The sequence below is a fragment of the Burkholderia sp. ABCPW 111 genome (genome assembly GCF_000773065.1).
GTDB classification, from domain to species: domain Bacteria; phylum Pseudomonadota; class Gammaproteobacteria; order Burkholderiales; family Burkholderiaceae; genus Burkholderia; species Burkholderia savannae.
This window is the reverse complement of sequence record NZ_JPWT01000076.1, coordinates 30,875-52,328: the sequence shown is the minus strand read 5'-3', so window position 1 is coordinate 52,328 and position 21,454 is coordinate 30,875. Positions and strand designations below refer to the sequence as shown.

Genomic DNA, 21,454 nt, shown 5'->3' with positions numbered 1-21,454 from the left:
TCCATCACTTCCTGCCTGGTGTTAGTCAAAAACACAGTCTTATGCCTACCCGCTAGTTTAAGTGAGAGGCTATGTCCGGTGTTTCAGGGGGCTGCTCCACTGAGATGCCATCCAGCGCACTAACCAAATTCCGGGCAACTCACACTGGCGCGATGGTGTTGAAATCCCATGCCGGCACGTCGTCGGCTGCATGCGCTGATCAGCCTTTCGTCGATCAAACGTGCTTGAAAGCGGCGATCGCCCTTGCGGTCGGCTGCTGGGAAGGTTACATAGAAGGTGCATTGAGAGAATTCGTTTCCCGCACGCGCGTACAGGCGCATCGAAAAGCTTGGGGGCTAATTGCTCAGTTCGAAACGATAGTCGACAAGATGGCAGCCGATCTAAATACTCCAAGCTGGGAAAAGGCGCGCGAGCTGCTGATGACCGCCACAGGTATGGATCCATACTCATCATGGATCTGGGCGCCAAAATTCACAAATCAGACAGACACTAAGGTATTTTTTGATGGAATCATGAGCGTCAGACATGCTTTCGCCCATGGCTTTTCGATACCCGCAAACGTCCCCGGCCTTGCTGTGCCCGGCATGCTAGATATGGCGTATGTAGACGACGCTCTCAGTTGCTTAGAGTTCTTCGCCAGAACAACTGATGAGTTGCTGGAACATGAACTCACCCATCGGCACGGATGCCATTCCGGGTGGAATTAGGCGAAGTGCAGTTTGAGCCTGTCAGGATTTTCGTGTGTTAGGCGGGTTAAGACTCAGATTGCGATGCTGAATCGCTGCGGGTAAAGCAACGCAAACTGCGTCATCGCGCTTTTCCAATCGCGCCGGGAGCCGGTCCACTTGGCAACGACGTTACGCAGCATCAGCCAGATCAGCTTAAGTGCGGCCTCGTCCGACCGGAAGTGGCCGCGTGCCTTGATGATCTTCCGAAGCTGCATGTGCAATGACTCGATCGCGTTGGTCGTATAGATAATCTTCCGGATGTCCGGCGCGAACGCGTAAAAGGGGATGACCTGTTCCCAGGCCCGGCGCCAGAGCGCGGCAATCGGCGGATATTTCGTGCCCCACGGGCCGGCGTCGAAGGCATCCAGCGCCACGGCGGCTGCCTCGGCCGTCGGCGCCCGGTAGACCTCCTTGAGCGCGGCGGCGGCCGCCTTGCGATCTTTCCAGTTCACGAAGTCGAGCGAGTTCCGGATCAAATGCGCGATGCAGGTCTGAACCGTCGTTTCCGGGAACACGGAGTTGATCGCTTCCGGGAAGCCCTTCACGCCGTCGACTACGGCGATCAGAATGTCCTGCACGCCACGCAGGTTCAGGTCGTTGACGACCCGCAGCCAGAACTTGGCGCCCTCGGTCTGCTCGATCCAGAGCCTGCCCACGCGTCAGCGAAAATGCGAGCGTATTCGAGCACGGTGACTGCAGTTTCGCATGCTGGCCGGAGTGCAATCCAGCAGTGCGCTCGATTCGTAACCCATTGATCTTTCATGAATTTCTGGCCCGCCCTACACGATTCGAACGTGTGACCTACGGCTTAGAAGGCCGTTGCTCTATCCGACTGAGCTAAGGGCGGTCGCGGAGGAGGAAGATGGCGGCAAGCGCCGCGCATTTGACGCTGCGGGAGGCTGCCGGACGCCGCCGGCAACTGCAAAAAAATCCCGCAACGATCCCGGCAAAAACCGAGCCGGCAATTATACCCGATCGCTTCGTGGAAGCGATCGAAAACGTCAATCGCGCATCAAACCGGCTGCGTGTGAAACATGAACCAGCCGAGGCAGAGCAGGCCCGCGAGCACGCAGTACAAGCCGAACGACGCGAGCCGCCCGCGCCCTTCGAAGTAGCGCATCAGGAAACGCACGCTCAGATACGCGGCAATCGCGGTCAGCACGCCGCCCAGCAGCGCGTCGGCGAGTTGATCGGGCGCATGAAAGAGCTTCGGCAGTTCGAGCAGCCCCGCCGCGAAGATGATCGGCGTGCCGAGCAGGAACGAGAATTCCGCCGCCTTCTCCGCCGTGAGCCCCGCCGCGTTGCCGGCGATCATCGTCAGGCCGCTGCGCGAGAAGCCCGGGATCAGCGCGCCGACCTGCGCGAGACCGACGAAAAACGCCTGCTTGAACGTCAGCTTTTCGGGCGGTTGATGCGCGCGCGCGCGCTGGATGCGATCGCCGAGCCACAGCAGGATGCCGTTGACGATCAGCGCGATCGCGACGATGCGCAAGTCGTGGAACACCCGCTCGATGCGTTTTTCGAGCAGCAGCCCGACGAGCCCCGCGGGAATGGTGCCGATGATGAGCGCCCACATCAAATGGCCCTCGTCGTTCTTGCGCCCGTTCAGCGACGCGAAGAAGCCGGCGATCAGCGCGATCCAGCGCTCGCGGAAGTACCACAGCAGCGCGAACGCGGTGCCGAGGTGCAGCGCGACGAGGAACGGCAGCAATTGCGGCGCATGCTTGTCGATGTGCATGCCGAAAAGCGCGGGGACGAGGAGCGTATGCCCCAGACTGCTGACGGGAAAGAGTTCGGTGACGCCCTGCAGGACGCTCAGAAATACCAGAAACCAGAGGCTCACGCGTCGGTCCTTTTGTCGGAGAGGGTTAAGCGAGGAGAACAGACGGAAACGGCGTCGTGCGGATCGCCGCGCCGCCCGAAAAACCGCGCCCCGATTATGCCGAGCGAGCGTGACCGCGCCAAGGCGTTTGGCGCGAATCGGGCATCTGGCTAACAGCCAGATACATCTTTAATTCAATTGAAAGCTTGAGCGAAAGCGAGTTGCCGCGCGTCGCGACAATGCTTCCCGGACGACAGGCGGCGAATCAGCGGCCGACCTTGTAGAAGAACAGCACGGTGCTGCCGGTGAACATGCCGAACAGCGTAAGGGCCATCGCAGTTGCCAGATCCATGTTCGCTCCTTGTTAGATACAGATCCGGCGCTAAAAAAATGACCGGTCCGCGTCATTGTCCTTACAGCTTGCCATTTTTGACATTCTCGGTTTCCCGCATGCGCGCTTTCCCGTAGCCGCCGTCATCTGCCGCACCGACGCGCCGCCCCGGCCCGCGGCGATTCCGCTATCCTTGGCGGCCCTACCCCAGAGAACGCCGACGGCTGCCATCATGCCTTCTTTTCAGAACCAGGACATCCTCGAACTCACCGCCGGCGCGTCGCTCGCGCGCGTCGCGCCCCAAGCGGGCGGTCGGCTGCTGTCATGGAGTATCGGCGGCGCGAGCATCGTCTTCTGGCCGCAAGCCGCAGACTGGTCCAATCCGGCGAAGATCCGCGGCGGCAATCCGCTGTTGTTCCCGTTTCTCGGCCGTCACCGGGTCGACGGACGAATCGGCTTCTGGCGCGACGGCGCGGGCGTCGTCCGTGAACTGCCGATGCACGGCTTCGCGCGCGATCTGCCGTTCGACGCGCAAACGGACGCCGACGGCCAAGGCGTCACGCTGACGCTCGAAAGCAGCGATCGCACGCGCGCCGGCTTCCCGTTCGAATTCCGCTTCGCCGCACGCTACCGGCTCGTCGACGAGCGCACGCTCGACGTCGAGCTGACCACGACCAATCTCGGCGACGCACCGCTGCCGCACTATGCCGGCCATCATTTCTATTTCGCGCTGCCGCACGCCGAGCGCGCGTCGACCGTGCTCGAGCTGCCGCCGACGCAACGCCGCCGCCAACTGGACGACGGCTCGATCGGCGCGCCCGAGGCGGGCCTGCCCCGCTACACGCTCGACGACGCGAGCATTCTCGATCGCTTCCACTGCCTGGGCGGCGTCCCCGCCGAGCCGGTGCGCGTGCTGATGGCCGGCCGCGGGCATGCGGTCGAGATCGACCTGAACCGCCCGGGCTCGGCGCCGTGGTATGCGGTGACGACGTGGACCGAGGCGCCCGGATCGGATTTCTACTGCGTCGAGCCGTGGCTCGGGCTGCCGGACGCGATTCACAACGGCCTCGGCCTGCGCCACGTCGCGCCGGGCGCGACCGAAACCGCTGCGCTGCGCATTCGCGTGACGCCGCTCGCGTAACGGTTTCGGTCGCGCACACCCCGCCATACCCCGCCCGACATCGCGCGGCAGCCCGCTCCAAGCGGCTGCCGCGCCGGCCCGCTCGGGCCCCCGCTCGGGCCCCCGCTCGGCCCCCGCTCGCGCCTTCCGAGCGCCTTCCGAGCACCCGCTTTCGCCGCCCTGCCGCCCCGAAACGGCGGGCTCGCCGCCGAACCCGTTAAAATCAGACGTTTTTGTACCCACCGCCGCGCCGTCGCGGCGGTGCCCTGCGAGGTTCAATGTTGCTGAAAACAACGAGACGGCTCGTCGTCGCATCGCTTGCCGCACTGCTCGCCGCCTGCGGCTCGGCGCCCGTCGGCCCCGGCTTCTACCGGGTCGAGCGCGGCGACACGCTCTCCAAGATCGCGCGCGCGAACCGCCAGCCGGTCGCGAACATCGTTCGCTGGAACCAGATCACCAATCCCGACGCCATCGAAGTCGGCCAGGTGCTGCGCGTCGCGCCGCCGCCCGGCGCCGCATCGTCGTCGGGCGCGACGAGCGCGTCGCGCAGCCCGAGCCGCCCGGCGCCGTCGTCGCCCGCCACGTCGTCGGCTCCGTCCGTGAAGCCCGCGTCGAACATCTCGCTCGTGTGGCCCGCCGCCGGCAACGTGATTCGCTCGTTCGACGGCTCGAAGTCCAAGGGCGTCGACATCGCGAACACGGCGGGCACGCCCATCGTCGCGGCGGCGGCCGGCACGGTCGTCTATGCAGGCAACGGCCTGCGCGGCTACGGCAACCTGCTGATCGTCAAGCACAACGCCGATTTCCTGACGACGTACGCGCACAACCGCGCGCTGCTCGTGAAGGAAGGCCAAACGGTTGCGCAAGGGCAGAAAATCGCGGAGATGGGCGATACCGACAACGACCGCGTCTCGCTGCACTTCGAGCTGCGCTACGGCGGCCGCTCGATCGATCCGTCACGCTACCTGCCGTCGCGCTGACACGGCGCGACGCTTCGCGCACGGCGCAGCGCGTCGTGCGCATTCCGGCGTGAGCCGGGCGATCGGATCAAGAGAACGATCAGCGTTTGCGCAGCCGGCCGTGCAGACGGCCGGACACCGGATCGACGTGGCGCGCGAACGCCACCAGCGCGCCGATCCCTATCACGCTGAGCCCCGTAGCTATCAGAAACAGGTCCATGGTCGTATCTATCGTTGGTGAAACGATCATACGCAGCATTTGTAGTTTGCGCATGACCGTGCTTTCTAGGATCGACCCTAACGAGCGAGCGTAGGCCCGGCGATTCGGTGTACTGTGCGTCGAAACGGCACACGAAAAAACGACCGGAGACGCCCGATGCTGCCCCATGCCGCCAGTTACGCCGAGCTCGTCGACCGCTTCGCATGGCGCATTCCAGCGCGCTACAACATCGGCGTCGACGCTTGCGACAAGTGGGCCGACGGCAGCGGCCGCGTCGCGCTGATTCACGAGCATGCGGACGGCGGCGTCGCGCGCTACACGTTCGACGACCTGAGGAGCGGCTCTAATCGGCTCGCGAACAGCTTTGCGCGCGCGGGCGTGAAGCGCGGCGACCGGATCGGCATCCTGCTCGCGCAAGGCCCGGAAACCGCGATCGCCCACCTGGCCGCGTACAAGCTCGGCGCGATCGCGGTGCCGCTCTTCACGCTGTTCGGCGCGGACGCGCTCGAATACCGCCTCGGCGACAGCGGCGCGGCCGCGCTCGTCACCGATCGCGCGGGCTACGAGAAGATCGCACCGCTGCACGCGTCGCTGCCGTCGCTCGCGACGATCTACTGCATCGACGGCGCGCCCGATCTCGCCGAGCCCGGCGTGCTCGCATTCGATGCGGCGCTCGCGGCCGAGTCGGACAAGTTCGCGCCCGCGGACACGTCGGCCGACGATCCGGCGCTCATCATCTACACGTCCGGCACGACGGGCAAACCGAAAGGCGCGCTGCACGCGCACCGGGCGCTGCTCGGCCATCTGCCGGGCGTCGAGATGTCGCAGAACCTGTTTCCCGCGCATGCGCGCCTGTTCTGGACGCCCGCCGACTGGGCGTGGATCGGCGGGCTCCTCGACGTGCTGCTGCCGTCCCTGCATCACGGCGTGCCGGTGCTCGCGCGCCGCTTCGAGAAGTTCGACGGCGCGGCCGCGTTCGAGCTGCTCGCGCGGCACGGCGTCACGCACGCATTCCTGCCGCCGACCGCATTGAAGCTGATGCGCGCCGCCGTCGCGCAGCCTAGCGAACGCTACGCGCTCGCCCTCGAATCGGTCGCGAGCGGCGGCGAATCGCTCGGCGCGGAACTCGTCGCTTGGGGCCGCGACGCGTTCGGCGTGACGATCAACGAGTTCTACGGACAGACCGAATGCAACGTCGTGCTGTCGTCGTGCAGCACGCTCTTCGAGCCGCGCACGGACACGATCGGCAAGGCCGTGCCCGGGCATCGCGTCGCGATCGTCGACGATGCCGGCAACGCGCTGCCGCCCGGCGTCGAAGGCAACATCGGCGTTCGCGCGCCCGATCCGGTGATGTTCATCGGCTACTGGCGCAAGCCCGACGCGACGCGCGAAAAATTCGTCGGCGACTATCTGCTGACGGGCGACGTCGGGCTCGCCGATGCCGACGGCTTTGTCCGCTTCGTCGGCCGCAACGACGACGTGATCACGAGCGCCGGCTACCGGATCGGCCCGGCTCCCATCGAGGATTGCCTGCTCAAGCACCCGGCCGTGCGGATGGCGGCCGTCGTCGGCGTGCCGGACGCGACCCGCACCGAGATCGTCAAGGCGTTCGTCGTGCTGAACACGGGCCACCAAGCGAACGACGCGCTCGCGCGCGAGTTGCAGGAGCACGTGAAAACGCGACTCGCCGCCCATGAATATCCGCGTGCAGTGGCGTTCGTCGACAGCTTGCCGATGACCGCGACGGGCAAGATCATCCGCCGCGCGCTGCGCGATACGTGACGTGCGTGACGTGCGTGACGTGTGCGACGCGCGTCGCGCTCGCCGCATGGGCGCCGTATGTCGAGCGGCGCGCCGCGCGCGAGCGACGAGCACCGCGCGCCGAAACCGCCGCAAAATCCGCACCGAAAGAACCGCGAGACAGCGCCGGCGCACGCAGCTCGAGCGCCTTGACCTGCATGCGTACGGCGCCATCCTCCCACGCCGCCGTCCGTCGCGGAACTCGTCCGAACGGCCGAGTCTCGCGGGCCGCGCGAATGGTTTATAGTGGCGCTCACCGTAGTTCAGTCACCCCATTCCATGTCTTCGAACACCCCTTCCTCCGACTCGCAGCACAGCCCGCTCTATCTGAAGCTTCTCGGCGAAACCGCCAAGATCGATTGGTGCGATCTCGAGCGCTTTTTCGCGCAAGGCAAGCTGCTGTCGGTCGCGCGCGATCTCGACCTCGTGAGCGTGGCCGAGGCGATCGCCGGCGACGACAAGGAGCAGGTCACGCGCTGGCTGTCCGCGGGCCATGTCGAGCGAATGCAGGCCGGCACCGCGCAGGATTACGCAACGCGCGATCCCGAGCTGTGGGCGGTGGTCGTGTCGCCGTGGGTGTGCGTGCAGGAACGCACGTAACGCCGCGATGTCCGCCTCCTCCGCTTCCGCGCACTCGGACGAAGACCCCGAGCCGCGCTCCACCGCGAACTGGCACCGCCGCGTGCTCGGTCTCGCGCTGCCGATCATCGCCGCGAACCTCACGCAGCCGATTCTCGGCGCGGTCGACACCGCCGTCGCCGGCCATCTGAGCGGCCCGCAATATCTCGGCGGCGTCGCGCTCGGCGGTCTCTTCTTCAACTTCGTGTACTGGGGCTTCGGCTTCCTGAGGATGGGAACGACGGGGCTCGTCGCACAGGCGTTCGGCGCGAACGATCTTGCCGGCATCCGCATCAACGTGATGCGCGCATTGCTGCTTGCATTCGCGCTCGGCGCAGCGGTGCTCGCGCTGCGGACGCCGCTCGTCGGCCTCGCGTTCGCCGCGCTGGGCGGCAGCGATGCGGTGCGCGCGACCGCGCTCGATTACACGCATGCGCGCATCTGGGCCGCCCCGTTCGCGCTCGCGAACTACGTCGTGCTGGGTTATCTGCTCGGCGTGCAGCGCGTGCGTCTCGCGCTCGCGATCCAGGTGTTCGTCAACGTCGTCAACATCGGCGCGGTGCTGCTGTACGTGTATCACTTCGACTGGGGCGTCGCGGGCATCGGTGCCGCCACCGCGACGGCGGACATCGCGGGCTTCGCGCTCAGCGCGCTGCTGCTTCGCTGGCTGAGCCCCCGCGGCCTGCCGAAGATCGGGCGCGCCGAGCTCTTCGATCGCGCGGCGCTTGCACGCCTCGTCGCGCTCAATCGCGACATCTTCCTCCGTACGCTGTGCCTGCTGTCGGCGTTCGGCTGGTTCGCGCATCTCGGTGCGCGGCAAGGCGACGCGACGCTCGCCGCGAACGCGCTCCTCCTCAATTTCCAGACCTTCATGGCATATGCGCTCGACGGCTTCGCGCATGCGGCCGAAGCGCTCGTCGGCGCGGCGGCGGGCGCGCGCAACCGCGATACATTCCGGCAGGCGCTGCGCGCGACGTTCTTCTGGGCGGGAATCGGCGCGCTCGCGTTCGCGCTCGTCTACTGGGGCGCGGGCGGTTGGATCGTCGCACAGCTCACCGATCAATCGTCGATTCGCAGCGTCGCCGAGCGCTATCTCCCATGGGCTGCGCTCTCGCCCGTGATCTCGGTCTGGGGTTTCATGCTCGACGGCGTGTTCATCGGCGCGATGCATACGCGGGCGCTGATGCGTGCGATGGCGGCATCGTTCGCGCTGTTCGTCGCCGCGACGTTCGCGCTCGTCGGCCCGTTCGGCAATCACGGGCTCTGGGCCGCGCTGCTCGTGTTCATGGCGGCGCGCGGCGCGACGCTCGCGCGCCACCTGCCCGGGCTCGAACGAGCAGTCGCGGCAGACGCGCCATCGGCAGCGGCGCGCGCCGCAAGCTAACGCGCGCCTCGCGCCGGCTGCGGCGACGGGCCGCGCCGTACCGCGCCGGATGTCGATGAATGTCGTGTTGCCGGCGGCGCGCATGCATCGCCGGGCGAAGCATGCCGTACGGCGGCGGCGCGGATATGAGCGCCATACCATCGCCCGCTTCGCCGCGAGCGAGCGTGCCGAGCACAGTCCGTTCGCGGCTGACCGAGGCGTTCGTCGAAGCTATTTCGCGGGTGCAGCGGGCGCGCCGCTCGCACCGGGTTCGCCTAGCATCGACGGCGGCGTCATGTCGGTCGGCACGCCCTGATAATCGGGCGGATCTTGCGGCGGCGTGCCACGGCGGCCCTGCCGCGGATCGCTCGCGCAACCGGCAAGCATGGCCGCCACGAGCGCGGCAATGACGATACGGGTCATGAATTTCCTCGGAACGAATGGACGATTGCGCCCCGGTTTCCGCCGGATGGCGCCCGGCGAGTCTACTGGAAATCGGCGCCCGACGACGACCCCGCGCTCCTTCGCGTCCGCGCCCGCATGTCCTACTATGTAGACGTGGCGCTATGCCGGTTTAAAAGGAGGGCTGCCATGGATGCCGAATCGATTGCGGGCCTGATTGGCCTAGGTATCGGGTTGCTGGTGCTCGTCAGTTTGTCGGTGTACGAATCGCGCGAATACAAGCGTACGCACAACGGCGAAGGCATGATCCATCACTGGATGGCCGAGCATCACCTGCTCGACTGGCGGCGCAAGCACTGACGCTCCGCCACTTCTCTTCCACCGTCTCATGCACGACGAACGCGACGCCGCGCGCCGACGTGCGCGGCGCGCTTGCGTCTAGCGCGGGCGGCGCCTGTTCGGAGTCACCACGAATGCCCGCTCGCGGCGAGCAGGAGGGGCGCTGTTTGCGCACCGGAATGCGCGCGATCGCAGCGCATCCCGCATCCCGCATCACACGTCGCACGTCGCACGTCGCACGTCGACCTCGACCGCAACACGGCGACACGACACCGCCCACCGTTTCGATTCGCCGAACGACCGCAGACAAAGCAACGGCACGGCGATGCATGCGCCGTGCCGTCGTTCACGCCCGGATTCGGATCGAGCCGGGTGGCGTCACCGCGGCAGCGGATCGCTCAGGAAGTGGCGCGCGTAGCGTGCGTTGATGTCCGACAGGCGGAACAGCGTCAGGAAGTCCGCGCAATTGAAATCCGGGTCCCACGCGGGCGCGCCGCAGATCTTCGCGCCGAGCCGCAGATAGCCCTTGATGAGCGGCGGCGGAGCGACCTTCGCGCCCGTCCGCAGATCGTCGACGGGCAGCGGCGTGTGCGGAAACGCGCGGTACTCGGGCGCCGTCAGCGCATCGCCGAGCGACTGATAGAGATTCGCCGCGTAGTGGCCGCCGTCGGCCATCGACACGCTCGCGCAGCCGAGCATCGTCTCGTAGCCGTTTTGCAGCATGTAGGTGCCGAGGCCGCCCCAGAGCGCCATGATGACGGCGCCGCTGCGATAGTCTCGATGCACGCACGAGCGGCCGACCTCGACCATCTTAGAGCGCAGGTGCGTGAGACGCGACAGGTCGAACTCGCCCTCCGCGTACAGGCGGCCGACACGCGCGGCCTGATGCGGCGGCAGCACGCGATAGGTGCCGACGACCTTGAGCGTGTCGAGATCGCGCACGAGCAGGTGATCGCAGTATGGATCGAACGGATCGACGTCGAGGCCCGCCGGGCCGCTCACGTGCGCGCCCATTTCGTCGGCGAACACACTGTGGCGCAGACGCTGCGCTTCGCGCAGTTCGTCTTCGGTGCGCGCCCAGGCGGCGCGCAGGCGGAATTCGGCGGTGACCGTTTCGGACGCGCGTGGCAAACGGCGGCGCGGTTGCTCAAGAGATAGCGAGGCAAATGGAAGCGTGGGCGTCGGCAGTTCTCGCATTAGGCATTCCTGGTCGTAAGGAAGGAGACGACATGCCCGCCAATGTAGTAACCGGCCGTGACGCTTACGTGGCAAAACGGTGTCCATTCGGTGACGTGTCGCCGATTTGACTTTAGCAGAAAGCGGAAAATGGCGTTTGATTGCGGCCAATCAGACTAGATCGGCCGAAATGGCCGCACGCAGCACGGTCTGCCCGTTGCCCTCGCGGGCGCGGCTCACAAACCACAGCAGACCGCCCTTCTTGAGGCTCCAGCTTTCGTCCGAACCAGCGAGCAAATACGCGGCGACACTGCCGAGCGTCGGCTGATGGCCGACGACGACGACCGTCGACGCGATCCCGTCCGGCCAACCGGCCGCCGCGAGCACGTCGCCGACGTCGCAGCCGGGCGCGAGTTCGTCCGCGGTCCGATAGTGGTCGGTCAACGTCTCGGCCGTCTGCACGGTGCGCGCGGCCGGACTCGCGAGTACCACCGCGTGGCGCTCGATGCGCGCGCGCAGCCATTTCGCGACGGCCTGCGCGTCCTTGCGGCCGCGTGCGGTCAACTGGCGCGCGAGATCGGTGCTCGCGTAGTCTTCGGCTTCGGCATGCCGCCAGAGAATGAGGTTCATCACGAGACGTCTCCAGGATGATGGAAGCCGCATGCCGCGGCTTCGCGGCGCGGCATGCGCGATGTCGCGACATCCGTCATTCTCGCGCAGTCTATGCGCGCGCGTGAGCGATTGCACGCGGAGATTGACCCGATTTGTACAAGAGCGATACAATCATTGATTCGTCGGAGCGTAGCGCAGCCTGGTAGCGCATCTGATTTGGGATCAGAGGGTCGTAGGTTCGAATCCTATCGCTCCGACCAGCAACATCAAGGGGTGACGGTTAATCGCCGTCACCCCTTTTTCCATTTCCGGTTCGCGCACTCGACATTGCCGTCAACGGGCGCGGACTTGGTTGGAATCCGTGAATTGCGAAGCAAGAATCCATTGACGGCCCCGCAATCGAAGATGCCTTAGCGGACGCCATCTCCCATTCCAATATCGATAAACTCCATCAAGTCACTTTCAACGATTCCGCTACGAAAGGCATTCGCCCGCGCCAAAGACGGCGGCCATTCCGCTTTCCTCCAACGACGCGCAGCGCCGCTCGAAAAATCTCCGCCCTTCGAAAGTCTTCGGCGGGCGCACGCTCGACGAACGCGCATCCCTCGTCGGATGCGAATCGACACGCCTGACCGAACCCTCCGTCACTCGATCACACTGTTCCGATCGCCCTTCAGCAGCAGTTGCGGCACCTGACTGAACCGATACGCGCCGCTCGCCGCATCGAGATCGAACACCCAGACGAGATCGAAGCGATCGTCAGGCCACTTCGGCGGCACCGTCGCCTTGCCGAGCGGCAGCGCATTGGCGATCGCCGGAATGTCCTCGTGCTGCCACGCGATCAGCACGCATCCCTTGCTCGCCGCGGCTGCCTGCGCCAGCTCCTTTTCCTGCCCTTTCGTATACGCGTCGCTGATCGCGCATCCGAGCTTGTGCGCGAGCGGCGTGACCGTGTCGATCGGACGCGCGCTCTTCGCATGCTTCGCGACCGCCGCCGCGAACAGGCAATCGGGCGTCGCGAGTTCCGAGCTCTGCAGCGGACCGCGGCTCGGCGCGAACAGCGCCGCGAGCGCGCCCGCGCGTTGCCAGCCGAACACCGTGAGCGCCTCGACGTCCTGCTCTCCCTTCGCGCTCACGCCGTATGGCGCATCGTTTCCGTCCGGTTTCTCCGCGTGCCGGATGATCATGATCTTGTGAGCAGTCGGGCTGGCCATTTGCGCGTCCTCCTTATCGTTCTTCGTCGACGGCGGGCAGACGTCGCTCGACGCGTGCGTCCGCTGTCGTCTGCCACCGTCCTCTGTGATAGCAAGCGAATCGAGCAAAATCAATCGAATTGCGCTGCCCACGGACGGCTCACGCTTCGCCGTTCGATCGCGATGCTCGCGCCGCGCGGCCTGCGAAAGGCGCGTCGCCGCCCGCCAACGGCCCCGACGTCGCCGGCTGCCCGCGACCGGCGAACGCGGCGCCGGCGGCCGCTCGCGCACTGCTCGCATGACGGAGCGCGGCGATCGCGACAAACGCGACGAGCAGCCCGGACAGCACGTCGACGAGATAATGCCCGCCTTGCGTCGGCGTCGACGCGATCATCCAGCCGTTGAACAGCAGCGCGAACGGCGCGACGACGCGCACGCGTCGCAGCGCATGGGCGAACAGCACGCCGAGCACCGTGTGGAACGACGGCAGCGATACCGTCCCCTGCAGCGCCGACGGATCGAAGACTCGCAGCGTCCCGTCGCGCAATCGCACGAAATCGCTCACGCTCGACAGCGCGGCCGGATCGGACACGCGGAAATGCAGGAACGCGCTCGCCGCCGGATACGGCGCCGAAATCAGCAGCACCAGCACGCTCGTCAGCATGAAGAGCGAGACGAACTCCGACAGGGCGTCGTCGCGCCCCGTCAGGCCCAGCCAGATCGGAATCGCGATCAGCTGCCATTTCGCGCTGTCGTACGCGAACGCGAGCGTGCGCTGCAGCGCCGAATGCGCGCGAACCCGGTCGTAGGCGGCCAGCCAGTCGAAGCCGAGACGCGCGTCGAGACGAATCAACGCGTCGTCGACGAGCGGCGGCCTCAACGTCACGCAGAGATAGGACAGGATGCCCGCCGCCGCGACGAACGCGGCCAGCAGCGCCAGCCACGCGAACGTGCGAGACGCCTCGCGATAGCGAAAGCGCATCGCGACGTCCGCATAGCGCGGCATGCGCGCGACGCCGCCCAGCACGATCGAGAACACCGCGCACACGGCAACAGCCCGCACGGCCGCGACGGCGCCGGCCCCTTGCAGCACGTAGCCGCCCGCGCGCAGCCACACGGCGTCGACGAGCGCCACCGCGGCGCACAGTGCCCAGCCGAGCCGATAGGGGTGCCGCGCGAGCGTGCTGCGGCACGGATCGACGGATGGGGCGGTGTCGGCACGATGCGTCATGAGGTCGCTCTTGTCTTACGAATGATTGCGTGCGGCGCTTCCCGGCGCGGTTCGGCGGATGCGGCCGCGCGCGGCCCTCCCAAACGACGGAGACCGATGGCTCGGGCGTCGGGCGTCGGGCGTCGGGCGTCGGGCGTCGCTCATCATAGATCGCTGGCCGCACTCGAGTCGATTGTTGTGAATATGCATATGCGCTGTCCACAAGCGCATGTCACGAACGTTCATGTCGCGAATGCGCACGTCGCGAACGCGCACGTCGCGAACGCGCATGTCGCAAACGCACACGTCGCAAACGCACACGTCGCGAACGCGCATGTCGCCTCCTTTCACGCCGCCCACGCGCGCTCGCGTCCCCTCGCCGCGAATCCGCCCGCCCTCAGTCAAGCGTTTCGCCAACGCGCCCGTCGCAATCGTCACGCGCCGATTCGCCTGCGCGCGCCGGACGTTTTCGCTATCATCGGGCGAATGGCGCCGGCAAGCCCGAAGCGGCAAGTCGCGCCCGATCCGTCAGGCTCGAAAGAAAAGCCGGGCGAACAGGCCGCGGCCGCATCGCCGCGCACCGTTTTGCCCGCCTCCGACCGAGCGGCCCGCCCCGGGCCGTCGACAACCCGCCGCCCGTCCGGCGCGCGCCATCGCATGAACGATTCACTCCGCCTGATTGCCCGACTCCTGATCCCGATCGCAACGCTCGCGAGCGCATCGCCCGCATCCGCCGATTCACTGGCGCTCGACGCCGCGCTCGGCTGCTCGTCGACGGGCCACGCGTTCGTCGCGCCGCTCGTCGCGAGCGGCGCGATCCGCTCGCAGCCGATGCACGTCGAAGCGAACTCGATGAACGCGTTCCGCACGAACCATTCGCTGACTGCCTACGGTTTTCCGGTCTACGTCGTGCTCGGCTATCAGGCGAACGATCCGATCTTCACGCACGGCGACGGCACACCGATCGGCGACTGGGCGTACGGCGTCGTCGTGCGGGGCTCGAAGCAGGCGGTGGAGGCGAAGGTGCGCGAGGCGGGCAGCCAGGCGGTCGTCAAGGATGCGTTTCCGTTTCTGACGGCGATCGTCTGCACGTCGCCGTAAGCATGCCGAAATGCGCGGCCGGCTTGCAGCGCGGCCCGCGCCCGACGCCGAGCCACAAAGCCGCGCCGCAAAATCGAGCATCAAAGCCGCGCCGCAAACATGGCGGCGTCGCCCGCGCCCCCACCCCGTCAAGTTTGCGCGTCGTGCAAGGCGGCATGCGCTCGCCGAGGTTCGACGCGCGCATCCGCGGCGACATGAGTGAAGTGAACGCCGGTCGCGCGACGGCAACCGACGCCCCGCGCCCCCCGCCCCGCCGCGACCTACCGACGACACGCGCGACGAAACACGCGACGACACGCGCGCCGCGCCGCCGCAACGCGAATCACGCGCCCGTATAGACGACGCGATACGGAATCCCGACTTTCTCCCACTCGGCCGCCTCTTGGCTGAGGCTGTAGTCGGTGAGCGGATTCTGCTGGACCCACGCGCTCGGCAAGTGCACTTCGTAGCCGCCCTTTTTCATCTGCGCGATGTTGATGTCGGGCAGCCCGGCGTCGTTCCGGCGTCGGCACAGCAGCGCGGCGAGACGCAGGCAGAACAGCAGCGGCCACTCGACGTCGCGCGCCTGCGACAGCTTGCCGAGCTTGCCCGCGTGGCCCAGCACGAGCGCGGCGAGCCGCGCCTGATCGGTGCGCGAGAAGCCCGGCATGTCGGCGTTGCTCGCGATGTACGCCGAATGCTTGTGATACGCGCTGTGCGAAATCGACAGCCCGATCTCGTGCAGCGCGGCCGCCCAGCCGAGAAACGTGCGGCTTTCGTCGCTTGCCTCGCCTTCGGGCTCGTCGAGCTGATCGTAGAAGCGCGCGGCGAGCGCGCCGATGCGCGCCGCCTGCGCGCGATCGACGCCGTAGCGGCGCATGAAGCCGTCGACCGTCACCGCGCGCATGTCCTCGTGCTGCGTGCGGCCGAGCAGGTCGTACAGCACGCCGAGGCGCAGCGCGCCGTCCGTCGTGTCGACATAGTCGATGCCGAGCTCCTCGAACGCGGCGAGCATGATCGACAGCCCGCCCGCGAGCACCGGCACGCGATCGGGCTTGAGCGCGACGAGCTTCAGGCGGTTCACGTTCTCGGCCTTGATGAGCGCGCGCTTCAGGCGCTCGAGGCCGCCGCGCGAGATGCCGTGCGGCACGCCCGCGTCGTTGAAGCCGTTCGCCTCGACGAGCTCCGCGAGCGCGCGCGCGGTGCCGGACGAGCCGATCGCCTGATCCCACCCCGCCTTCTTGTATTCGCCGGAGATGATCTGGATCTCGCGCTTCGCGGCGAGCTCGGCCTGGCGCATCGTGTATTCGTCGACGTTGCCGGCCGGGAAAAACGCGCGGCTGTGGCTCACGCAGCCGATGTAGAGGCTCTCCATCACGAGCGGCGTGTAATGCTGGCCGATGATGAACTCGGTCGAACCGCCGCCGATGTCGACGACGAGCCGCTTGCCGGCGCTCGCCGGCACCGAGTGCGCGGCGCCCGCGTAAATGAGGCGCGCCTCCTCGCGGCCCGCGATCACCTCGATCGGGAAACCGAGCGCCGCCTCGGCCTCGGCGAGGAACTCGCCGGCGTTCTTCGCGACGCGCAGCGTGTTGGTCGCGACCGCGCGCACGTGGTCCGGGTGAAAGTCGCGCAGCCGTTCGCCGAAGCGTTTGAGCGCCTCCCAGCCGCGCTCCTGCGACGCGCGGTCGAGCATCTTGTCGCGCGACAGGCCCGCCGCGAGCCGCACGGGCTCGCGCAGCGCGTCGACGGGATAGATCTGGCTGCCGGCGGGCGTCTCCTCGACGCGCCCGACGATGAGCCGGAAGCTGTTCGAACCGAGATCGACGGCAGCCAGTAGATGCGGGGATGTAACCATCGAGAGGGCTCCGTACTCGCCTGGCCGCGCAGGCGATGCTGCGCGTACCGAAAGGATCAAAGGCGCCATTTTAAGCGTTGCGCGGCTTCCGGTGTCGGCCGCGAGCCGGAGGACACCGGCTTTCATTGTATCTAGAGGACGCTTTTATGAAATCCCCGGGTTTCCGGCGTATGATTTGCCGACAAACATCAAACTGTCATCAGCACGTCATCGCACCGTGAGAATTTCCGAGCGACCTTTCGAGTCTGCGTCTGACCTTTCGTATTCTCTGCCGATGCCTCTTCGCTATCCGCTTTTGAATCGTGAACTCGGCATCCTGGGCTTCAACGAGCGCGTGCTTGCCCAAGCCACCGATCCTCACGTCCCCCTTCTCGAACGCCTGCGCTTCATCTGCATCACGAGCAGCAACCTCGACGAATTCTTCGAAGTCCGGATGGCCGGGCTCCAGGAGCAGATGCGCGACAATCCGGGCGCGCTCGCGCCCGACGGCATGTCGTTGCAGCACGTGTACGACCTCGTCGTCGAGCGCGCGCAGCGTCTCGTGCACCGGCAATACGCGATGCTGCACGAAACGATCCTGCCCGCGCTCGAGCAGGAAGGCATCTATTTCCACGGCACCGAGACCTGGAGCGACGCGCAGATCGAATGGGCGCGCCGCTACTTCCTCGACGAGCTGCTGCCCGTCCTCACGCCGATCGGCCTCGATCCCGCGCATCCGTTCCCGCGCGTGCTGAACAAGAGCCTGAACTTCGTGATCGAGCTCGAAGGCCGCGACGCGTTCGGCCGCCAGGCGGTGATGGGCATCGTGCAGGCGCCGCGCGCGCTGCCGCGCCTCGTGCGGATGCCGCAGGAGCTGTCGGGCTTCCAGCACGGCTTCGTGCTGCTCAGCTCGCTGATGCAGCGCTTCGTCGGCGAGCTGTTCCCGAAGCTCGTCGTCAAGAACTGCAATCAGTTTCGGATCACGCGCAACAGCGAGCTTTTCGTCGACGAAGACGAAATCACGAACCTGCGCGTCGCGCTGCAGGGCGAGCTGCCCGCGCGCCACCTCGGCAACGCGGTGCGCCTCGAGGTGTCGGCCGACACGCCGCCGCACCTCGTGCGGCGCCTGCTCGACGAAAGCGGCCTCTCCGAGAAGGATTGCTATCGCGTCGACGGCCCCGTCAATCTCGTGCGGCTGATGCAGTTGCCCGATCTCGTCGATCTGCCCGAGCTCAAGTTCACGCCGTTCCTGCCGTCGATCCCGCACGCGGTCGCGAGCGCGCCGTCGATGTTCGATGCGATCGATCGCGGCGACATCCTGCTGCACCATCCGTACGAAAGCTTCCAGCCCGTGCTCGAGCTGCTTCAGCAGGCGGCGCAGGACCCGAGCGTCGTCGCGATCAAGCAGACGATCTACCGCACGGGCACCGATTCACCGCTGATGGACGCGCTGATGGAAGCCGCGCGCAACGGCAAGGAAGTCACGGTCGTCGTCGAGCTGCTCGCGCGCTTCGACGAGGAGACGAACATCAACTGGGCGTCGCAGCTCGAGGCGGTCGGCGCGCACGTCGTGTACGGCGTGGTCGGCCACAAGTGCCACGCGAAGATGATGCTGATCGTGCGCCGCGTGACGCACAACGGCAAGTCGGCGCTGCGCCGTTACGTGCACCTCGGCACCGGCAACTATCATCCGCGCACCGCGCGCCTCTACACCGACTTCGGGCTGATGACGGCCGAACCGTCGCTGTGCGAGGACGTCCACCACGTGTTCCAGCAGTTGACGGGCATCGGCGGCGAACTGAAGCTGCACGAGATGTGGCAGTCGCCGTTCACGCTGCACCCGCAGCTCATCGAGCACATCCGCGCGGAAACCGAGCACGCGCGCGCCGGCAAGCGGGCGCGGATCGTCGCGAAGATGAACGCGCTCCTCGAGCCGACCGTGATCGCCGAGCTCTACGAAGCGTCGCAGGCGGGCGTGAAGATCGACTTGATCGTGCGCGGCGTGTGCGCGCTGCAGCCCGGCGTGCCGGGGCTGTCCGACAACATCACGGTGCGCTCGATCGTCGGGCGCTTTCTCGAGCATCACCGGATCTACTACTTCCACGCGGACGGCGAGGAGCTCGTCTATCTGTCGAGCGCCGACTGGATGGATCGCAATCTGTTCCGCCGCGTCGAAGTCGCGTTCCCGGTGCGCGAGCGCAAGCTCAAGCGCCGCGTGATCGCCGAGGGGCTGTCGGTGTTCCTCGTCGACAATCAGTCCGCGTGGCTCATGCAAAGCGACGGCCACTATCGCCGCCGCCGCGCCGGCAAGGCGCCGCGCAACGCGCAGCTCGGGCTTCTCGCGAAATTCTGCTGAACGGGCGGCGCCGGGCGCGCCGCGCCTTGTGCGGGCGACGCATAAGCGGCGGCCGCGATCGCCGCCGCTAGGCTGCGCCGTCTCGCCGTGACGATGCGCTACGTTTCGCGCCGAATCCAAAAACCGCAAACAGGAAGCAGCGACGGCCCACGCGCCGCGCACGCTTCGAACGCGCGGCGGCGCGCGCCGCCTCGCGTCACGCGGCGTGCCGCCGGCTGATCGTTCGATGCGCGGGAAAGCGCGCGGTGAACGTGCTGCCGCGCCCCTCCTCGCTCTGGATCGCCAGTTGCGCATCGTGCCGTTGCAGCACGTGCTTGACGATCGCGAGCCCGAGCCCCGTGCCGCCCGTGTCGCGCGAGCGGCTGCGATCGACGCGGTAGAAGCGCTCGGTGAGCCGAGGCAGATCGACGGCCGGGATGCCGAGCCCGCTGTCCGTGACCGAAAACACCGCCTGCGCGCCGTCGCGCCGCCATTCGACGCGGATCTTCCCGCCCTCCGGCGTATAACGGATCGCGTTCGTCACGAGATTGCCGAGCGCGCTGAAGATCTCGGTCTGCGCGCCCGTCACCGCGAGCGTCTCGTCCACCTTGAACGTGATTTCGTGATGTCCGTTCGACAGCGTCTGCGCGTCGTCCTTCAGGTGTTCGAGCACCGTGCGCATGTCGACCGCGCGATCGGCGGGCGGCTTGCTCTCGCCTTCGAGCTTCGCGAGCACGAGCAGATCGGTGACGATGTGCCGCATCCGCGACGCCTGCTGCTCCATCAGCTCGAGATAGCGCGCGCGCTCGTCGTCGGACAGCGGCAGCTCCCGCATCGTCTCGAGAAAGCCCGACAGCACCGTGAGCGGCGTCTTCAGCTCGTGCGACACGTTCGCGACGAAGTCGCGCCGCATCGCGTCGGTGCGCTCGAGCTCGGTGATGTCCTGCGTGAGCAGCAGCTTGCGATTCTCGCCGTACGGGAACACTTGCACGGCGAGCACGTTCTGCCGGTTGCCGCCCATTCCGCGCATCACGAGCGTCTCGTCGTAGTGCTGACCGTTCAGGTAGCGGACGAAGTCGGGATGGCGAACGAGATGCGCGATGTGCTGGCGCAGGTCGCGCTTCGCGTCGAGCCCGAAATGCACTTCGGCGATCGCGTTGCACCACTCGATCTGATCGCGGTCGTCGAGCATCGCGACGCCGTTCGGCGACGCCTGAATGGCCTGGATGAAGCGCGAATGCTGCTGCTCGACCTGGCGCACCTGCCCGTGCCACTGCTTCGCGAGCTTGTGCAGCCGGTAGTAGATCTCGCCCCAGATGCCGGGCGCGCTCGGCACCTCGCCGTAGACGGGCGCATCGAGCAGGCGCCAGAGGCGCTGCGTGTGAAACGTGCTGAAGAAGCCCTGCGCGACAAGCATCGCGAGCGCGAAGACGAGCGCCGGCACGGGGCCTGCGATGACGCCGATGATCACGCTGACGAGCGCGAGCAAGACGAGCGACACCAGAAAGCGCGCCCAGATGATGTTCATGATTCGGCGCCCGACGAAAGATGAAGACGATGGCTCGCCACGGCGCGCACCCCTCGCGCCGCGCGGCCGTTACGCGTGTTTCGCGAGGCGGTAGCCGCTGCCGCGCACGGTTTCGATCATAGCATCGCAGCCGGCGGGCTTGAGCGCGGCGCGCAGCCGCTTGATGTGCACGTCGACCGTGCGCTCCTCGACGAATACGTGGTCGCCCCAGACCTGATCGAGCAGTTGCGTGCGGCTGTGGACGCGCTCCGGATGCGTCATGAAGAAATGCAGCAGACGGAACTCCGTCGGGCCGAGATCGAGCTTGATCTCGCTGCCTTGCGCATGCGCCGCGACGCGATGCGTCGCCGGATCGAGCCGCAGCCCGTTGATCGACACCACGTCCTCGGTGAGCTGCGGCGCGCGGCGGCGCAGCACCGCCTTGATCCGCGCCATCAGCTCCTTCGGCGAGAACGGCTTCGTCACGTAGTCGTCCGCGCCGATCTCGAGGCCGAGCACCTTGTCCTGCTCGTCGCCGCGCGCGGTGAGCATGATGATCGGAATATGCTTCGTCCGCTCGTTGTTGCGCAGGTCGCGCGCGAACGCGATGCCGGACTTGCCCGGCAGCATCCAGTCGAGCAGGACGAGGTCGGGCAGCACGTCGCTGATCAGGCTCTGCGCCTGCTCCGCGTTGTAAGCGCGAATCGGGCAATGTCCCGCGTGCTGCAGGTTCACCGAAATCAATTCGGAAATCGCGGGCTCATCTTCGATGACGAGAATGTTGCTGGGCATCGGCACCTCG

18 protein-coding genes, 2 tRNA genes and 2 pseudogenes are annotated in these 21,454 nt (G+C 66.8%); 10 read left to right on the top strand and 12 right to left on the bottom strand.

Annotation, left to right across the window (positions count from 1 at the left end; translation table 11 throughout):
* Window positions 1-224 precede the first annotated feature (224 nt).
* Window positions 225-707, top strand: coding sequence for a hypothetical protein (locus X946_RS34015; RefSeq protein WP_161788670.1), 483 nt, complete (start codon window positions 225-227; stop codon window positions 705-707).
* Window positions 708-760: 53 nt separating this feature from the next.
* Here the strand turns inward: X946_RS34015 and X946_RS17270 are convergent.
* From X946_RS17270 to X946_RS17260, 3 genes and pseudogenes are all read right to left on the bottom strand, one after another.
* Window positions 761-1,375: pseudogene (locus X946_RS17270) on the bottom strand (IS256 family transposase); the annotation flags it as partial.
* 123 nt (window positions 1,376-1,498) lie between these two features.
* A tRNA-Arg gene (locus X946_RS17265) sits at window positions 1,499-1,575 on the bottom strand.
* A 165-nt stretch (window positions 1,576-1,740) separates the two neighbouring features.
* On the bottom strand, window positions 1,741-2,571 hold the full coding sequence (locus X946_RS17260; RefSeq protein ID WP_038749841.1) for an undecaprenyl-diphosphate phosphatase: 831 nt from the start codon (window positions 2,569-2,571) through the stop codon (window positions 1,741-1,743).
* A 542-nt stretch (window positions 2,572-3,113) separates the two neighbouring features.
* Between X946_RS17260 and X946_RS17255 the strand changes: the two genes are divergently transcribed.
* Together X946_RS17255 and X946_RS17250 are read left to right on the top strand one after the other, a co-directional pair.
* Complete coding sequence (locus X946_RS17255) at window positions 3,114-4,022, top strand: aldose epimerase family protein (protein ID WP_038749839.1); 909 nt, start codon at window positions 3,114-3,116, stop codon at window positions 4,020-4,022.
* A 257-nt stretch (window positions 4,023-4,279) separates the two neighbouring features.
* Window positions 4,280-4,981 (top strand): peptidoglycan DD-metalloendopeptidase family protein, encoded by a 702-nt coding sequence (locus X946_RS17250; RefSeq protein WP_038749837.1) that lies wholly within the window; start codon window positions 4,280-4,282, stop codon window positions 4,979-4,981.
* Between the two features lie 265 nt (window positions 4,982-5,246).
* Here X946_RS17250 and X946_RS36295 read toward each other — a convergent pair.
* Window positions 5,247-5,348: pseudogene (locus tag X946_RS36295) on the bottom strand (heavy metal-associated domain protein); the annotation flags it as partial.
* Here X946_RS36295 and X946_RS17245 point away from each other — a divergent pair.
* From X946_RS17245 to X946_RS17230, 3 genes are all read left to right on the top strand, one after another.
* Window positions 5,337-6,962 carry an acyl-CoA synthetase gene (locus X946_RS17245; protein WP_038749834.1) on the top strand — a complete coding sequence of 542 codons (1,626 nt, stop codon included), beginning with the start codon at window positions 5,337-5,339 and terminating at the stop codon, window positions 6,960-6,962. The pseudogene X946_RS36295 and the gene X946_RS17245 sit on opposite strands and share 12 nt — an antisense overlap.
* 297 nt (window positions 6,963-7,259) lie before the next feature.
* The gene (locus tag X946_RS17235; RefSeq protein WP_038749828.1) at window positions 7,260-7,580 is read left to right on the top strand and encodes a DUF2288 domain-containing protein; all 321 of its coding nucleotides are present in this window, start codon (window positions 7,260-7,262) and stop codon (window positions 7,578-7,580) included.
* Between the two features lie 7 nt (window positions 7,581-7,587).
* Window positions 7,588-8,982 (top strand): MATE family efflux transporter, encoded by a 1,395-nt coding sequence (locus tag X946_RS17230; RefSeq protein ID WP_038749825.1) that lies wholly within the window; start codon window positions 7,588-7,590, stop codon window positions 8,980-8,982.
* Window positions 8,983-9,192: 210 nt separating this feature from the next.
* On the opposite strand, the gene X946_RS17225 is transcribed toward X946_RS17230, so the two are convergent.
* Entirely contained in the window at window positions 9,193-9,384 is a 192-nt protein-coding gene (locus X946_RS17225; RefSeq protein ID WP_038749822.1) for a hypothetical protein, read from the bottom strand.
* Window positions 9,385-9,552: 168 nt separating this feature from the next.
* Between X946_RS17225 and X946_RS35715 the strand changes: the two genes are divergently transcribed.
* Entirely contained in the window at window positions 9,553-9,723 is a 171-nt protein-coding gene (locus X946_RS35715; protein ID WP_038749819.1) for a hypothetical protein, read from the top strand.
* Window positions 9,724-10,080: 357 nt separating this feature from the next.
* Here X946_RS35715 and X946_RS17215 read toward each other — a convergent pair whose 3' ends face one another.
* Together X946_RS17215 and sixA are read right to left on the bottom strand one after the other, a co-directional pair.
* On the bottom strand, window positions 10,081-10,899 hold the full coding sequence (locus X946_RS17215) for a GNAT family N-acetyltransferase (protein WP_038749817.1): 819 nt from the start codon (window positions 10,897-10,899) through the stop codon (window positions 10,081-10,083).
* A 150-nt stretch (window positions 10,900-11,049) separates the two neighbouring features.
* Entirely contained in the window at window positions 11,050-11,508 is a 459-nt protein-coding gene (gene sixA / locus X946_RS17210) for a phosphohistidine phosphatase SixA (protein ID WP_038749814.1), read from the bottom strand.
* 165 nt (window positions 11,509-11,673) lie between these two features.
* Between sixA and X946_RS17205 the strand changes: the two genes are divergently transcribed.
* Window positions 11,674-11,750: transfer RNA gene (locus X946_RS17205), tRNA-Pro, on the top strand.
* Window positions 11,751-12,134: 384 nt separating this feature from the next.
* Here X946_RS17205 and X946_RS17200 read toward each other — a convergent pair.
* Both X946_RS17200 and X946_RS17195 read right to left on the bottom strand, forming a co-directional pair.
* The gene (locus tag X946_RS17200; protein WP_038749848.1) at window positions 12,135-12,704 is read right to left on the bottom strand and encodes a hypothetical protein; all 570 of its coding nucleotides are present in this window, start codon (window positions 12,702-12,704) and stop codon (window positions 12,135-12,137) included.
* A 139-nt stretch (window positions 12,705-12,843) separates the two neighbouring features.
* Window positions 12,844-13,914, bottom strand: coding sequence for a phosphatase PAP2 family protein (locus tag X946_RS17195; RefSeq protein WP_038749811.1), 1,071 nt, complete (start codon window positions 13,912-13,914; stop codon window positions 12,844-12,846).
* 636 nt (window positions 13,915-14,550) lie between these two features.
* Here X946_RS17195 and X946_RS17190 point away from each other — a divergent pair.
* Window positions 14,551-14,994 carry a hypothetical protein gene (locus X946_RS17190; protein WP_038749846.1) on the top strand — a complete coding sequence of 148 codons (444 nt, stop codon included), beginning with the start codon at window positions 14,551-14,553 and terminating at the stop codon, window positions 14,992-14,994.
* Window positions 14,995-15,316: 322 nt separating this feature from the next.
* Here X946_RS17190 and ppx read toward each other — a convergent pair whose 3' ends face one another.
* Window positions 15,317-16,831 (bottom strand): exopolyphosphatase, encoded by a 1,515-nt coding sequence (gene ppx, locus X946_RS17185; RefSeq protein ID WP_038749808.1) that lies wholly within the window; start codon window positions 16,829-16,831, stop codon window positions 15,317-15,319.
* 274 nt (window positions 16,832-17,105) lie between these two features.
* Here ppx and ppk1 point away from each other — a divergent pair, with 274 nt between their 5' ends.
* Window positions 17,106-19,166 carry a polyphosphate kinase 1 gene (gene ppk1 / locus X946_RS17180; protein WP_038749806.1) on the top strand — a complete coding sequence of 687 codons (2,061 nt, stop codon included), beginning with the start codon at window positions 17,106-17,108 and terminating at the stop codon, window positions 19,164-19,166.
* 196 nt (window positions 19,167-19,362) lie between these two features.
* On the opposite strand, the gene phoR is transcribed toward ppk1, so the two are convergent.
* Complete coding sequence (gene phoR, locus X946_RS17175; RefSeq protein WP_038749803.1) at window positions 19,363-20,673, bottom strand: phosphate regulon sensor histidine kinase PhoR; 1,311 nt, start codon at window positions 20,671-20,673, stop codon at window positions 19,363-19,365.
* Window positions 20,674-20,742: 69 nt separating this feature from the next.
* A complete protein-coding gene (phoB, locus tag X946_RS17170; RefSeq protein ID WP_038749800.1) occupies window positions 20,743-21,444 on the bottom strand; it encodes a phosphate regulon transcriptional regulator PhoB in 702 nt (233 codons plus the stop codon).
* Between the last annotated feature and the right edge of the window lie 10 nt (window positions 21,445-21,454).

What these genes read in the sequence shown, in the direction of transcription:
- phoB (WP_038749800.1), bottom strand. Translation starts at nt 21,444, where the DNA reads ATGCCCAGCAACATTCTCGTCATCGAAGATGAGCCCGCGATTTCCGAA.
- ppx (WP_038749808.1), bottom strand. Translation starts at nt 16,831, where the DNA reads ATGGTTACATCCCCGCATCTACTGGCTGCCGTCGATCTCGGTTCGAAC.
- X946_RS17200 (WP_038749848.1), bottom strand. Translation starts at nt 12,704, where the DNA reads ATGGCCAGCCCGACTGCTCACAAGATCATGATCATCCGGCACGCGGAG.
- X946_RS17190 (WP_038749846.1), top strand. Translation starts at nt 14,551, where the DNA reads ATGAACGATTCACTCCGCCTGATTGCCCGACTCCTGATCCCGATCGCA.
- X946_RS17250 (WP_038749837.1), top strand. Translation starts at nt 4,280, where the DNA reads ATGTTGCTGAAAACAACGAGACGGCTCGTCGTCGCATCGCTTGCCGCA.
- ppk1 (WP_038749806.1), top strand. Translation starts at nt 17,106, where the DNA reads ATGCCTCTTCGCTATCCGCTTTTGAATCGTGAACTCGGCATCCTGGGC.
- X946_RS17235 (WP_038749828.1), top strand. Translation starts at nt 7,260, where the DNA reads ATGTCTTCGAACACCCCTTCCTCCGACTCGCAGCACAGCCCGCTCTAT.
- phoR (WP_038749803.1), bottom strand. Translation starts at nt 20,673, where the DNA reads ATGAACATCATCTGGGCGCGCTTTCTGGTGTCGCTCGTCTTGCTCGCG.
- X946_RS17230 (WP_038749825.1), top strand. Translation starts at nt 7,588, where the DNA reads ATGTCCGCCTCCTCCGCTTCCGCGCACTCGGACGAAGACCCCGAGCCG.
- X946_RS35715 (WP_038749819.1), top strand. Translation starts at nt 9,553, where the DNA reads ATGGATGCCGAATCGATTGCGGGCCTGATTGGCCTAGGTATCGGGTTG.
- sixA (WP_038749814.1), bottom strand. Translation starts at nt 11,508, where the DNA reads ATGAACCTCATTCTCTGGCGGCATGCCGAAGCCGAAGACTACGCGAGC.
- X946_RS17215 (WP_038749817.1), bottom strand. Translation starts at nt 10,899, where the DNA reads ATGCGAGAACTGCCGACGCCCACGCTTCCATTTGCCTCGCTATCTCTT.
- X946_RS17225 (WP_038749822.1), bottom strand. Translation starts at nt 9,384, where the DNA reads ATGACCCGTATCGTCATTGCCGCGCTCGTGGCGGCCATGCTTGCCGGT.
- X946_RS17245 (WP_038749834.1), top strand. Translation starts at nt 5,337, where the DNA reads ATGCTGCCCCATGCCGCCAGTTACGCCGAGCTCGTCGACCGCTTCGCA.
- X946_RS17195 (WP_038749811.1), bottom strand. Translation starts at nt 13,914, where the DNA reads ATGACGCATCGTGCCGACACCGCCCCATCCGTCGATCCGTGCCGCAGC.
- X946_RS17255 (WP_038749839.1), top strand. Translation starts at nt 3,114, where the DNA reads ATGCCTTCTTTTCAGAACCAGGACATCCTCGAACTCACCGCCGGCGCG.